Annotated in this window: 14 protein-coding genes; 3 read left to right on the top strand and 11 right to left on the bottom strand. The window is 63.7% G+C overall.

Annotated elements, in window-relative coordinates:
- Positions 1–59 precede the first annotated feature (59 nt).
- Both DYST_RS17915 and coq7 read left to right on the top strand, forming a co-directional pair.
- Positions 60–1,262 (top strand): (Fe-S)-binding protein, encoded by a 1,203-nt coding sequence (locus DYST_RS17915; protein ID WP_239947204.1) that lies wholly within the window; start codon positions 60–62, stop codon positions 1,260–1,262.
- On the top strand, positions 1,259–1,900 hold the full coding sequence (gene coq7, locus DYST_RS17910) for a 2-polyprenyl-3-methyl-6-methoxy-1,4-benzoquinone monooxygenase (RefSeq protein ID WP_102301370.1): 642 nt from the start codon (positions 1,259–1,261) through the stop codon (positions 1,898–1,900). The genes DYST_RS17915 and coq7 overlap by 4 nt, the downstream gene beginning before the upstream one ends.
- A gap of 89 nt (positions 1,901–1,989) precedes the next feature.
- Here coq7 and speD read toward each other — a convergent pair whose 3' ends face one another.
- Positions 1,990–2,775, bottom strand: coding sequence for an adenosylmethionine decarboxylase (gene speD, locus DYST_RS17905; RefSeq protein WP_019465856.1), 786 nt, complete (start codon positions 2,773–2,775; stop codon positions 1,990–1,992).
- Between the two features lie 279 nt (positions 2,776–3,054).
- On the opposite strand from speD, the gene crp reads away from it, so the two are divergent.
- A complete protein-coding gene (gene crp, locus DYST_RS17900) occupies positions 3,055–3,750 on the top strand; it encodes a cAMP-activated global transcriptional regulator CRP (protein ID WP_239947202.1) in 696 nt (231 codons plus the stop codon).
- A gap of 69 nt (positions 3,751–3,819) precedes the next feature.
- Here the strand turns inward: crp and DYST_RS17895 are convergent, their stop codons facing one another.
- The 10 genes from DYST_RS17895 to DYST_RS17850 form a co-directional block, all read right to left on the bottom strand.
- On the bottom strand, positions 3,820–4,794 hold the full coding sequence (locus DYST_RS17895; protein WP_239947194.1) for a bifunctional helix-turn-helix transcriptional regulator/GNAT family N-acetyltransferase: 975 nt from the start codon (positions 4,792–4,794) through the stop codon (positions 3,820–3,822).
- A 162-nt stretch (positions 4,795–4,956) separates the two neighbouring features.
- Entirely contained in the window at positions 4,957–5,658 is a 702-nt protein-coding gene (locus DYST_RS17890) for a haloacid dehalogenase-like hydrolase (protein ID WP_239947192.1), read from the bottom strand.
- Positions 5,659–5,679: 21 nt separating this feature from the next.
- Entirely contained in the window at positions 5,680–6,474 is a 795-nt protein-coding gene (gene trpC / locus DYST_RS17885; protein ID WP_239947191.1) for an indole-3-glycerol phosphate synthase TrpC, read from the bottom strand.
- A 42-nt stretch (positions 6,475–6,516) separates the two neighbouring features.
- A complete protein-coding gene (trpD, locus tag DYST_RS17880) occupies positions 6,517–7,584 on the bottom strand; it encodes an anthranilate phosphoribosyltransferase (RefSeq protein ID WP_239947189.1) in 1,068 nt (355 codons plus the stop codon).
- Positions 7,581–8,177, bottom strand: a complete 597-nt coding sequence (locus DYST_RS17875) for an anthranilate synthase component II (RefSeq protein WP_239947187.1) — start codon at positions 8,175–8,177, stop codon at positions 7,581–7,583. The genes trpD and DYST_RS17875 overlap by 4 nt, the downstream gene beginning before the upstream one ends.
- Positions 8,178–8,384: 207 nt before the next feature.
- Complete coding sequence (locus tag DYST_RS17870; protein WP_239947185.1) at positions 8,385–9,521, bottom strand: NAD(P)/FAD-dependent oxidoreductase; 1,137 nt, start codon at positions 9,519–9,521, stop codon at positions 8,385–8,387.
- Positions 9,518–10,765 (bottom strand): dicarboxylate/amino acid:cation symporter, encoded by a 1,248-nt coding sequence (locus tag DYST_RS17865; RefSeq protein WP_239947183.1) that lies wholly within the window; start codon positions 10,763–10,765, stop codon positions 9,518–9,520. Before DYST_RS17865 ends, DYST_RS17870 begins: the two co-directional genes overlap by 4 nt.
- Complete coding sequence (locus DYST_RS17860; RefSeq protein WP_239952146.1) at positions 10,762–11,541, bottom strand: L,D-transpeptidase family protein; 780 nt, start codon at positions 11,539–11,541, stop codon at positions 10,762–10,764. Before DYST_RS17860 ends, DYST_RS17865 begins: the two co-directional genes overlap by 4 nt.
- A 28-nt stretch (positions 11,542–11,569) precedes the next feature.
- Complete coding sequence (locus DYST_RS17855) at positions 11,570–12,427, bottom strand: MurR/RpiR family transcriptional regulator (protein ID WP_239947181.1); 858 nt, start codon at positions 12,425–12,427, stop codon at positions 11,570–11,572.
- A gap of 1 nt (position 12,428) precedes the next feature.
- Complete coding sequence (locus DYST_RS17850; RefSeq protein WP_102301380.1) at positions 12,429–13,526, bottom strand: dipeptide epimerase; 1,098 nt, start codon at positions 13,524–13,526, stop codon at positions 12,429–12,431.
- Positions 13,527–13,569: the final 43 nt, after the last annotated feature.

The raw sequence follows: 13,569 nt of genomic DNA, 5'->3' as shown, positions 1-13,569 counted from the left end.
CGCAAGCCCACCGACCGGTGGGATGCGAGCTGGCAATGATAGCATGATCACTATGGCGCTTGAAAAGCCCCCCCCATACTCGAAAACAGAAGATCGCTGCCCTCGCCGACCAGTGCGTGCAGTGCGGCCTGTGCCTGCCAACCTGCCCCACCTATGGCCTGGACGGCAATGAGGCGGAATCCCCGCGGGGCCGCATTGCCATTGCTGCGGCATTGGCCCGAGGCGATGCGGAACCCACAGCTACCTTGCGCATTCACCTGGATCACTGCCTCGGCTGTCTCAACTGCCAACGCGTATGCCCAGCCAACGTCAAATACGACGAGTTGCTGGTGGAAACGCGTGCACTGATCGGTCCCGCGCCGGAGCGTCCGCGGCAATTGCTGGCGATGCTGAAGCAGCCCACGTTGCTGCGCCTTGCCTCGCGGGTCGCCGACGCTACAGGCCTGGAGCGTTGGAAGAAGCGCCTCACCGACCGGCTACCGGCGAATTCCGCGTGGCGTGCCGCGCTAGCCACTTGGTCCGATGACGGAACCGCCTTGCCGGCATCGCTCGCACCATCCCCGGAAGCCGGCCAAACCGTGGTGGCTATCTTCCCTGGCTGTGTCGCTAGCGTCGAAGACGAAACAGCTGAGCGCGCTGCCGTGACGTTGCTGCAGGCGGTGGGCTACCGCATTCACCGGCTGCCCGCTTTTTGCTGTGGCGCGATGGATCTGCACGGTGGCGAGATGGAAATGGCCGATCGTCTTGCCGAACGCGTGCGCGACAGTTGGCGCAATGCTGGCGCTGCGCAACTCGTTACGGTGACGCCCGGCTGCCTGGGCGCGCTGCGCCGTGCCCTTCCGGATGTCAGTGTGACCGACCCGGTGACCCTGCTTGCGGAACGCATGGATCGCCTGAGCTTTCGCCCACTGGAACGGCGCGTCGCCCTGCATTTGCCCTGCACGCAACTCAATGTCGCGCGTAGCGAATCGGCCCTGCAGAAACTTTTGAGCAAAGTGCCGTCGCTGGACCTTGCGGTGGTGCCGCGCCCGCCACACTGCTGCGGGGCAGCGGGTACGCACATGCTGGAGTTCCCGGAGCGCGCAGCGCGCCTTCGCGATGGCGTACTGGGACAGATCGCCATCTTGGCGCCACAGCAGTTGTTGTCGTCCAATATCGGATGCCGCCTGCACTTGGCTGCAGGCATGGATAAACATGGTGCGCACTGGCCGCACATGCATCCGCTTACGCTGCTGGCGCAGCAATTGGAGAACTCGCCATGAACGCACGCACGCTTTCCCCGCTCGACCGCCTGCTGGCTGGCATCGAACGCGCACTGGAAACCGTGTCCGGCGCGCCGGAAGCGGCCCGCCCTTCGCCGGCCGACACGTTCGAAGAAGCCGATATGGACGATGCCGAGCGCCGCCATGCCGCCGGCCTCATGCGCATCAACCATACGGGCGAGGTGTGCGCACAGGCGCTGTACGACGGTCAGGCCGCACTGGCGCGCAACGAAGACATCCGCGAACACCTGCTGCATGCCGCCGCCGAGGAAACCGATCACCTCGCCTGGTGCGCCGATCGCCTGAAGGAGCTGGATAGCCGCCCCAGCCTGTTCAACCCTTTGTGGTACGCGGGCAGTTATGCCATCGGTGCGCTCGCCGCGCTCGCAGGCGACCCGGTGAGCCTGGGTTTCGTCGTGGAAACGGAGCGCCAGGTGGAAGCGCACCTGGAAGAACACCTCGACAAACTGCCCCCGCAAGACGAACGCTCGCGCGCCGTGCTATCGCAGATGCAGGCCGATGAGATCCGCCACGCTCACGCCGCGCGTGAGCGTGGCGGCATTGATCTGCCGTTTCCCATCCCTGGCGTGATGCATTTGACGTCGATGGTGATGAAGGCGGTGGCTTATCGGGTTTGAAGGCCACATCGCGACGTCGTCGCGAGCCCCGCCCCTCCCCCGTAGGGGCGAGGAGGAATAAAAAAACCCGCCTTTCGGCGGGTTTTTCGTTACATCAGGTTGCGTCCGTGGAAGAGCTCTTCGATCTCGCGACGCAGCAGCGACTCGATGCGCTGACGCTCCTTGAACGAGAGGTCGTCCGCGTGGGCCTCGAACAGGTACGTGTCCAAGTCGAAGTCCTTGATGTGCATCTTCGTGTGGAACATGTTTTCCTGGTACACGTTGACGTCGAACATCTCGTACTTCTGACGGATGTGCTTGGCCAGATAGTCCTGCACGGAATTGATCTTGTGGTCGATGAAGTGCTTCTTGCCCTTCACGTCGCGCGTGAAGCCGCGCACGCGGTAGTCGGCGATGACGATGTCCGACTCGAAGCTGTCGATCAGGTAGTTCAGGGCCTTCAGCGGCGAGATGACGCCGCAGGTGGCCACGTCAATGTCCGCGCGGAAGGTCGCAATGCCGTTGTGCGGATGCGTTTCCGGATAGGTATGGACAGTAATGTGGCTCTTGTCCAGGTGTGCGACCACCGCATCGGAGATCGTGTCACGGCCCAGCTTCTCTACCACCGGCTCCTCGGAGATGAGGATCGTGACGGAGGCGCCTTGCGGATCGTAGTCCTGGCGTGCAATGTTCAGGATGTTGGCGCCGATGATCTCGGCCACATCCGTAAGGATCTGGGTGAGGCGGTCGGCGTCGTACTGCTCATCGATGTATTCGATGTAGCGTTGGCGCTGCTCTTCCGACACTGCATAGCAGATGTCGTAGATATTGAAGCTCAGAGCCTTCGTCAGGTTGTTGAAGCCCTGCAAACGCAGGCGGGGAAGCGGTTTCACCACAACGACTCTCCATGGCCGGGGATGGGGCCAGCAGTAGAGGCGGGTTAGCTACAAGGGTCCCCGCTGGATAATTCGACGTGAAAGCACGAAGCTTCCACGACCCTTGTGACCGGATCGCGACAAAGGGATCGCGTCCGAAAGACCGTGAAGTATGCGGCAAAAAAAAGGAAAACTGAACCTTCGGCAGGTCGGTTAGTTTGCCATAATGCCCGGAGGGGGGGAAGGATTGGACTGTCGGGGGACGCTTGCGGACCCCGTTTGAATCTTACGGGATCTAACGTGGCGCAACTCAAATACCAGCTTCAGCAAGCCTTTGAACGTTCCCAGGCGCCAGCTAACTTCGCACCGGACCCGGCCTCGATGGAGCGCTTTCTGGCGCTTTGCCATCGCCGACGCTACCCGGGCAAGACTGCGATCATCCGTCCGGGAGACCCCGCCAACACGCTTTATTACATTGTGGACGGCTCACTGGCCGTCTGCACCGAGGACGAACAAGGCCGAGAGCTGATCCTGGCCTACCTGCGCCGCGGCCAGTTCATCGGGGAGATGGGCCTGTTCGTGGAGCAGGCTCAGCGCGAATCGATGGTGCGCACCCGCACCGCCTGTGAGATGGCCGAGATCAGCTACGAGCGCCTGTTCCAGCTGATGGAGGGTCCGCTCCGCGAGGAATGCCCGAAGATCCTGTTCGCCATCGGCTCTCAGCTGACCCATCGCCTGCTGCGTACCTCGCGCCAGGTCAGTCGCATGGCCTTCATGGACGTCACCAATCGCATCTCCAAGACGCTGCTGGACCTGTGCCAGGAGCCGGATGCGATGACCCACCCGGAAGGTACCCAGATCCGCATTTCCCGCCAGGAAGTGAGCCGTATCGTGGGTTGCTCGCGCGAAATGGTCGGCCGCGTGCTCAAGCAGTTGGAAGAGCAACGCATGATCGATGTGGCTGGCAAAACCATCGTGGTCCGCGGAACGCGCTGAACCCGCTGCCATCCGTACTTAAAGAACCCGGCCTCGGCCGGGTTTTTTTTTTGCGCAAAGCCAGGCAGCTCAGGCGTTGGCGCTGCGCTTCCTGTCCGGCTGGTAGACCATATAAACGTCCGCACGCTCGTAGTGCGAGCCCGGGCGCGTCGATGGCTGCAGCACGAAACCGACCTGCTCGTACATGCGCAACGCCGTCTTCAGGCGGCTGTTGGATTCCAGGAACAACTCCTTGCCGCCGCGCCGGTGAAATTCGGCGATAGCCGCCGCCAACAGGCAACGGCCGGCCCCCATACCCCGGAAGGTCTCGTCCACGCCCATCTTGGACAACTCGTAGACGCCGGGAGACTCGTGCAGCAGAGCACAGGTGCCGATGACCTCACCCGCCAGGCGCGCGAAGAAGATCGCCCCGCCGGAGGCGAGCACGTAACGCTCCGGGTCACCCAGCATCTCGCGATCGATATCCTCGATGCGAAAGTGGCGCTCGAGCCACTGGGCATTGAGCCTGTAGAAGTGCTCCTTCAAGGCGGGCTCGTAAGGCACCACCTCCAGCGCCGCCGCGGTCAGCACGGCATGCTCGGCCAGCATCGCCTCGACCACCGGCCGCTCCTGCACGGCGGCTTCGGTCGCGGCCAAGGCGTCGAGCAGCGTTCGCAGCCCTTCCTCGCCCAGCGATTTCACAATGCCCCGGCGCACCGACACCCAGATCGGGCCGAGCGCCGACAGATCCGCCCGTCCCTTGTCAGTCAGCGCGAGCAGGCTGCGGCGACCGTCCTGGACGTCCTTCTTGCGGCAGACCAGGCCAGCGTCCACCAGCTTGTCGGCCAATTGGCTGACGCCCGAATGCGTCTGACCAATAGCCTGCGCCACGTCGCTGACGGTGGTTTCTCCGTTCTCCCAAAGGAAGCGCAGCACAGGGAACCAGCGCGATTCGATGCCGGCGCCGCAGGTGCGATAGACCTCGTCGACGGCCGCGTAGAAATGGTCGCTAAGCGACTTCAGCCGGCTGCCAAGCGCCAGCTGGGCAAGCGAAGGGAGGTACATCCGACTACCCTCGAACCTATTATGTAAGTGCTAACGTAATTCGATCCCCGGGCCGGGACAAGCCCGACTCCCGCGACGCCATTCCAAGCATCGCCAGCCACAGGACGAACCTCCCCGCCCCGCGGCCGCGCACAGGGTGCACCCGAACGGGGTAAATGCCGGTTAGAACCAGTCGACGCGCGTAATGGTGCGACCCAACGCCCTTTCCAGCTTCTTGCAGAGCTTGGGCGTGCCATTGACGAGCACAGCCTCCGCCGCAGGCTTCAGCATGGGGGCATCGACCAGCGAGTCGCTATAGGCCACATGCCACTCGCTAACCCCAAAAGCCGCCAGCTGTGCAGGCTTACGACGCCCCACGTTGTGCAGCTTCACGCGCATGCCCAGCAGGCCCGGACGTAGGTGCGACGCCAATACCTCGATGCCGCCCAGCCCGAGCTGGGTCAGGATGTGGCTGACCAGCACGTGTTCGCAGCCAGTCACCACGATCACCCGGTCGCCGTCCGCCTGGTGGCGGCGCAGGGCATTCAGGCCATCGCGGCAGAACTGCTTCGGACGTCGCACCAGGCTCGCGCCAAACGCCTCGGCCGCCGCCCGATAACGTTGCTCGTTGAGGCCGATCAGCCCCACGTGGACCAACGCCCGCTCCGCCAGCCTGCGGGAGAACAGCGACACGATGAGCATCCACGGCAGCGCACACAGGGCGCCCAGCTTCCGCAGCCACGAGCGCTGGTAGCGATCACGCATGAACATGTAGAAGGCATCGCCATGGATCAGCACGCCGTCGAAATCGAACAGCACTGTTCGCGGCGAGGCCACGGCCGCTTCGGCCGCTGCCGGCCCGAGACTGGTTTCCGCTGTGGTCATACGTCGATGCCTGGCGTGTGTTTACGTCGAGGCGAACAGGCGCTGCAATTCCGCACCGGGATCATCAGCGCGCATGAACGCCTCACCGACCAGGAAAGCATTGATGCCAGCGTCGCGCAGCGTGGCCACGTCATCAGTCGTGTGGATGCCCGACTCGCTGACCAGGATGCGGTCGTATTCCATCAGCTGCTGCAGCTCCAGCGACGTATCCAGCGAGGTGTGGAAAGTGCGCAGGTTGCGGTTGTTGACCCCGATCAGGGGCACGGGAAGCGCCAACGCGCGTTCCAGCTCTTCCGCGTCATGCACTTCGCAGAGTACGTCGAGGTCGAGATCAGCGGCGAGCAGCGAAAGCTCGAGCAGGGCGGCGTCGCCCAAAGCAGCCACGATCAGCAGGATGCAGTCGGCACCGATCACCCGGGCCTCGTACACCTGATAGGGATCGATCACGAAATCCTTGCGCAGCACCGGCAGCGAACACGCCGCACGCGCCTGCTGCAGGAAGTCTTCGCTGCCGTGGAAAAAATCCTTGTCGGTGAGCACGGAAAGGCAAGCTGCGCCGCCCTTCTCGTAGCTGCGCGCAATCGCCGCCGGGTCGAAGTCCGGACGGATCACGCCCTTGCTCGGGCTGGCCCGCTTCACTTCGGCGATCACGGCAGGCAGGCCGACGTCGATCTTCGCCTCGATGGCGGCCGAAAAGCCGCGCGTTTCCGGCAGATCTGCCACGCGCGCGGAGAGTTCGGCCAGCGGCAACCTCGCGCTGCGCTCGGCAACTTCTTCAGTCTTGCGGGTCAGGATGCGCTGGAGAATGTCAGTCATGGCAAAAGCTTGATAGGTCAGTGCATGAAGAGGGCGTGAGCGTCAGCCCGCGCCGGCCAGTCGCCGCGTCACGGCGACGAATGCGTCCATTTTTGCACGAGCTGCGCCACTGGCAATGGTGGAACGCGCGAGCTCAATGCCCGCAGCAATGGAATCCACCACGTTGGCCGCGTACAGCGCTGCGCCCGCGTTGAGGCACACGATATCGTGCGGCACACCGCGACGGCCTTCCAGGGCTTCCAGCAACATGGCCCGCGACTCCTCGGCGTTTTCGACACGCAGGTTCCGGCTGGACGCCATGGCAAGGCCGAAATCCTCCGGCTCCACCTCGTACTCGCGTACTTCGCCATCACGCAGCTCGCCGACCAGAGTGGCCGCGCCCAGCGAGATCTCGTCCATGCCGTCGCGACCCCAGACCACCAGGGCATGCTTCGCGCCCAGCTGCTGCAATACGCGCACCTGAATACCCACCAGGTCGGGGTGGAACACACCCAGCAGGATGTTGGGCGCGCCCGCGGGATTGGTCAGCGGACCCAGGATGTTGAACAGAGTCCGCACGCCCATTTCCTTGCGCACCGGCGCCACCACCTTCATGGCCGGATGATGATTGGGCGCAAACATAAAGCCGATGCCGACTTCTTCCATGCATTGCGCCACCTGGGCGGGCGGCAGGTCGATCACCGCGCCCAGCGCTTCCAGTACGTCGGCGCTGCCCGACTTGGACGACACGCTGCGACCACCGTGCTTGGCGACGCGCGCGCCCGCTGCGGCAGCAACGAACATGGACGCCGTGGAGATATTGAAGCTGGAGGCGCCGTCACCACCGGTACCCACGATGTCCACGAAATGCTCGTGCGGCGGCAGATCCACCTTGGCGGACAGCTCGCGCATCACGCGTGCCGCGCCGGTGATCTCGCCCACGGTTTCCTTCTTCACGCGCAGACCGGTAATGATCGCCGCCGTCATCAGCGGGCTCACTTCACCGCGCATGATCTGCCCCATCAGCTCGATCATCTCGTCATGGAAGATCTCGCGATGTTCGATGGTGCGCTGAAGCGCTTCCTGCGGCGTGATGGTGACGCGGCGCCCCACAGTCCCGGCGCTGTTCATGCAGCGAGCTTCAGCGGCAGGCCCAGGAAGTTGCGCAGCAGATCATGACCGTACTGCGTGAGGATCGACTCCGGATGGAACTGCACACCCTCGACCGGCAGCGTCTTGTGGCGCAGGCCCATGATCTCGTCGATGCTGCCGTCCGGGTTCTCCGTCCACGCGGTAACCTCGAGGCAATCAGGCAGCGAATCCTGCTCCACCACCAGCGAGTGGTAGCGCGTGGCCTCGAACGGATCAGGCAGCCCGGCGAACACGCCCTGCCCGCGATGGCGCACCGGCGAAGTCTTGCCATGCATGATCTGCTTGGCACGGATCACCTTGCCACCAAACACCTGGCCAATGGCCTGATGACCCAGGCACACGCCGAACACCGGGATCTCGCCCGCCAGCTCATGCAGCACATCCAGCGACACGCCCGCATCGTCCGGCGTGCCGGGGCCAGGGGAAATCATGATGTGGGAGGGCTTCAGGGCCCGGATACCCGCCACGTCCAGCGCATCGTTGCGCACCACTTTCACTGCCTGCCCCAACTCGCCCAGGTACTGCACGAGGTTGAAGGTAAAGCTGTCGTAGTTGTCGATCATCAGGAGCATAAGCGGCGGAACCTGCGAGTCTCGTGCCGAGGGGATGGCCATCGGCTGGGCCGCTGGTTACACCGATTGTAGCGGCCAGGGTCGCCGCGGTGCAGCATGACTGCCGTAGGAGACGGGCACAAACGGGCCGACAGGCAAAAGTAACGACGGCAACTTTTCCAGTGGCGGGCTACATGCCCGCCATCTCGGGGTCCGTACGGCGCGAAATCAGCCCTTCAGGCGGGAGGGATCGAGCATCGCGGCGGTCACACCGGCATCCTGCACATGGCTGGGCAGTGGGCGCCCCAGCGCGAGGTTGGCGCAGGCCTCGCCCATGGCGGCCGATGTCTGAATGCCGTAGCCACCCTGGGCTGCTACCCAGAAGAAGTCATTCCTTCCCGGCTCGAAACCGCCGACGAGATCGCCGTCGGCCACGAACGAGCGCAAGCCTGCCCAAGTGCGTGTGGGGCGGCGAATGGTCATCGTCGTCGCTTCTTCAATGCGATGGATGCCTATGGCGATGTCGAGCTCTTCCGGCTGCACGTCGTGTGGCGTCACCGGATCGGCATTGGCGGGGCTACCCAACAACAGCCCGGCATCCGGCTTGAAATAGAACGTCTCCTCGACGTCGGTGACGAACGGCCAGCTTGCCGTGTCGATACCCGATGGCGGCTCAAACAGGAAAGCCGAGCGACGCCTCGGCTGGATGCCCAGCGATGACACACCGGCCAGCGCGGCAACTTGGTCCACCCAGGCGCCGGCGGCGTTGACCAGCAGCGGCGCGCGGAAGCATTCGTCACCCGCATCGACGAACCAATGCCCCGGCCCGCGCTCAATCGAACGGATGTCGACACGTACGCGAAGCTGACCGCCTCTCGCGCGCAATCCACGCAAGAAGCCTTGGTGCAGTTCGTTCACGTCGATATCCGCAGCGCCCGGTTCGTACAACCCGACTTGCGCCATCTCCGGTCGAAGTACGGGGACGGTATTGCGCAACCAGGCCGCATCCACCACCCGAAGACCCTGCGTACGCGAGGCCATGTCGGTGTGCAGCGCGTGGACCTGCTCAATCTGCGCATCAGTGCCTACGCTGAGCGAGCCGCGCGGCGAAAGAATGGTGTGGCTGGCGAAGCCCTCCGGTGGATGATCAAAGAAGCGGCGCGCGGCTCGGGTGAGTGCGCGCACCTGCGCAGAGCCGTAGGTTTCGGAGAACAACGCCGCCGAACGACCGGTTGAATGCACGCCTGCATGCTCTTCACGCTCCAGCACCAGCACGCGCGCGTGCGGCGCCATGAAATAAGCCACGGAGGCCCCGGCCATGCCAGCTCCGATCACGATGATGTCAGCCTCGTGCAGCGTACTCATGCAGTCTCACTTTCCCTGGCGGATTGACGGGCCACCACACTGGTGGCGGTAAGGTCGGCGGTCACGTTGCCCAAGGTGGCAAGTGCATCCGGCAAGGCATCGACGGCGAGCATCAGGCCCAGTGGCCCCACGGGCACGCCCATCGCCTGCGCCACCGGGAGATTGGTCGCCATGAAACTCACAGCGCCGGGCAGCCCCACCGAGCCGAGACTGATCACTACCGCCAGCAGCGCGGCGGCGAACAACGGCGCCATGCCAACGTCGATACCATAGGCCCATGCAATGAAACACGCAGACGTCACGTACTGCACCGGGCTCGTCAGGCGGAACAGGCTGACTGCCATCGGCAGCACCAACGCATTCACCTGTGACGGATAACCGAGCCGCCGCTCCGCACTCTCCAGCATCGCCGGCAGCGAGGCGAGCGACGATTGCGTGCTGGCCGCGACGATCTGCGCCGGCACCAGCGCGGGCACAAACCGCCGCAGCGTCTCGCCACCCCACACGACCGCCACCGGCAACATCAACAAGGTCAGGCAGAGGTAAAGGATGCATTCCACCAGCACATAGATGCCCAGGGCGCTCAGCATGTGCACGCCAGCACGCGCGCACACCGCAAGGATCAACGCAAACACGCCCAATGGCGCCACCCACAACACCCAGCGCACGATCACGATCATGGTGTCCGCGATGGCCTGGAAGAACGATACGACCAAGATACGGCGCTCCGCCGCGATACGCGTGAGACCAAAGCCGAAGAACAGCGCGAACACAACCAACGGCAACATCGCGCTTTGTGCTGCCGCATTGATCGCATTCGACGGCACAATGCCGTTGAACCACTCCGCCCATCCCACAGCGCCCGTGGCCGCCGGCGAGTGTGTCGCCACGGCGCTTTCGAGTGCCGTCGTCAGCGACGGATTGCGGGGAAACAACGCGAACAGGCGGGGGGCGGCGGCAGCCGCAAAGAGCGCGCCGCCGGTCAAGATCAGAATGAACGCCACAATGGCCCGGCGCGCGATACGTCCCGACGCTGCGGCATCACTGGCCGTGTTCACGCCCACGACCACCAGGGCGAACACCAGCGGCACGACCGTCATCTGCAACGCATTGAGCCACAGCCGACCCAACGGCTGCACGGCATCCGCCACCTGCACGGCAACCGTTGGGGACCACGCGGCCAAGGCAAGACCACCTGAGGCACCCAGCACCAGCCCGATAAGGACCCGCGTGGTGGGGCTCAAGGCTGCTTCCCCAACACTGGCAAATGCCACGGCGCACGCAACCGCACGTACTCGCTTTGCGGCAGCAACACGAACACCGGCTGATCTTCGGGTTTCATCCAGGCCAACAGCCGGCGCATGACTGGTTCGGGCATGGCCGTGCATCCTGCAGTTGCGTCAGTGGGCGATGCCCACAAATGCGCAAAGATGCAGCTACCGCCACCCGACTTTCCCTTAGCGTTGTGCTCGATGACAAAGCCGATCTTGTAACGCTGATCGCCATTAAGGTGCAGGTCGCGTCGCATCGGCTCGCTCGCACCCGCCACGGCTTTCTCCCCCACCTTCTTCGCGTCAACGATCTGGTTGTAGTACGGCGAGCCGTCCACATCGACGCACCAATCGGTATCCGTCATCTCTTCATAGGGCATGCGCGTGCCACCGCTGGCGGCATAACCGAATACCTCACCGACGCGATAGACGCCGGCCGCCGCGCGGCCATCCCCTTCGTGCTTCTGCGGCCCGTCCGATTGCGGCTCGTTTAAGCCCAAGCCCCAGGCGGCGCCGGATCGACCCACGGTGACGGCCTGCGCATCCACCACCGGCTTCCAGCCGTCGCCCGTTCGCTCGAAGGCGCGTAGCACGCCATGATCCGCATTCCAGTCGGGCGTAATCACCAGCACCATTTGACGCGATGCCTGCCAATCGACATCGCCGCTGGCCGCCACGGAGGGACCGATGGCAGCGGCTGCCAGTGCGGCGGCGAGAAAACGGCGGACCGGAAAGCGATGAATGGACATAGTCATGCGATGCCGTTGGTGGAGTGACTCAGGGATCCAGCATCTGCTGGATGCGTTCGAGATTGGCGAGAAGCTGCAGATGACGCTGCTCGTCGCCTTCGCACAACTGCACAAACACGCCATCGAGCAGATGCTGCAGCGCCGACTGGTACAGCACCGGCTGGATGTACGGCCGCTCATCGTGCGCCGATACCAGTAGTGCGATATCCGCCAGCGCACGCAATGGGTTGGAGGTATGTCGCGTCACCGTGATCAACCGCCCGCGGCGCTCGCGGAAGAAACGAGCGATCTTGCACAGCGCCGGATGCTGCCCTTGCTCGGAGAACACCAGAAAAATATCGCCCGCACCGGCGGCGGATACACTGGCGGCCATGCGCCCTGCATCAACGTGGTGCACGCAGGGGATGCCGAGCAACGACAAGCGCTGCGCAAAGCCGCGCGCGTACATGTCATCGTCGCCCAGACCAATCATGAACACCTTGCCACCGGCGCCCGCCACAGCAATGGCGTCGGCTACTGCCTGCAGTGTTTCGGGTGCATTGATGAGGCGGGTTTCTTCTTCCGAAGCGGATTTGCACCGCCACAGATTGCCCGCCGGCGACTCGTCCGCGGCGGCCGGTACGTGTGCCGCCACCTGCGCAGCATCGCCATTGTCGGCGCGCGCAATAGCTTCACCCACCGAATACTTGAGATCGGGATACCCCTTGAAGCCCAACTTCTGGGTGAACTTCACCACGCTGGACTGGCTGATACCCAGCGCATCCGCCAACTGCTGCGACGAGTAGTCGCGCAACAGTTGTGCGTTCTCCAGGATGAAATCGGCCACGCGCCGTTCGACCGCCGACATCTGGTCGCGTTCGGCGCGGATTTTCACCAGCGGCGACATGTCAGGCTTCCAACTTTTCCAGGCCGCGAATTTCGCGGATGCCCAACCCAGGCGCATCGGTGACCGAGATCTCCGATTCGTTGAACACCACGCCGCCGTCGACAGGGTTGTATTGGCACAGCGACGGACCATCCAGGTCGACTTTGGTGATCACTGCCGACTTGGCCACTGCTACGTGCACGGCCGCCGCCACGCTGATGCTGCTCTCCAGCATGCAACCGATCATGCACTCCACCCCGTACATGCCGGCAATGTCAGCGATGCGCATGGCGTTGGAGATGCCGCCCGTCTTCATCAGCTTGATGTTGATGATGTCGGCGGCGCGCATGCGGATCAGGTCCATCACCTCCATGGGGCCAAACACACTTTCGTCGGCCATGATGGGCGTGTGCACACGCTCGGTGACGTAGCGCATGCCTTCCAGGTCGCGCGCCTTGACCGGCTGCTCGACCAGTTCCAGCCGCACACCCGCATCTTCCAGCGTCTGCAGGGCATAGACCGCCTGTTTGGCCGTCCAGCCCTGGTTGGCGTCCAGGCGCAGCAGCGCGCGATTCTCCACCGCTGCATAGATCGCCTTGACGCGCTCAATGTCGACGCCGATATCCTTGCCTACCTTGATCTTCAGCGATTCGAAACCGCGATCCACGGCGCTGATGGAGTCAGCCACCATCTTGTCGATGTAGTCGACACTGATGGTGATGTCCGTGGTGATCACCGGGTCACCGCCACCGAGCAGCTTGTATAGCGGCGCGCCGTACATCTGACCCCACAGGTCGTAAAGGGCGATCTCTACCGCGGCCTTGGCGCTGGTGTTGCGTTCCATCGCAGTCTGGATCAACTGCGTAAGCCGGTTGAGGTCGGCGACGTCCTGGCCGGTCAGGCGTGGCGCGATGTAGTGCCGGATCGCATCGACGATCGAACCATGCGTATCGCCCGTGATGACCGCCGTCGCCGGTGCCTCGCCGTAACCCACGTGGCCGGTGTCGGTATGCACCATCACCACAATGTCCTCGACCTGGTTGACCGTGCGCAGCGCCGTCTTGAACGGCGTCTTCAACGGCACCCGCAGCATGCCGAATTGGATGTCGGTGATCTTCATAGGGCTCGGCAACTTCCTGTCTTCGATGGGTGACGGGGATGGA

The sequence above is a fragment of the Dyella terrae genome (genome assembly GCF_022394535.1).
GTDB lineage: Bacteria > Pseudomonadota > Gammaproteobacteria > Xanthomonadales > Rhodanobacteraceae > Dyella.
The sequence above is the reverse complement of the archived record's forward strand: the minus strand, read 5'-3'. Positions and strand labels throughout refer to the sequence as shown.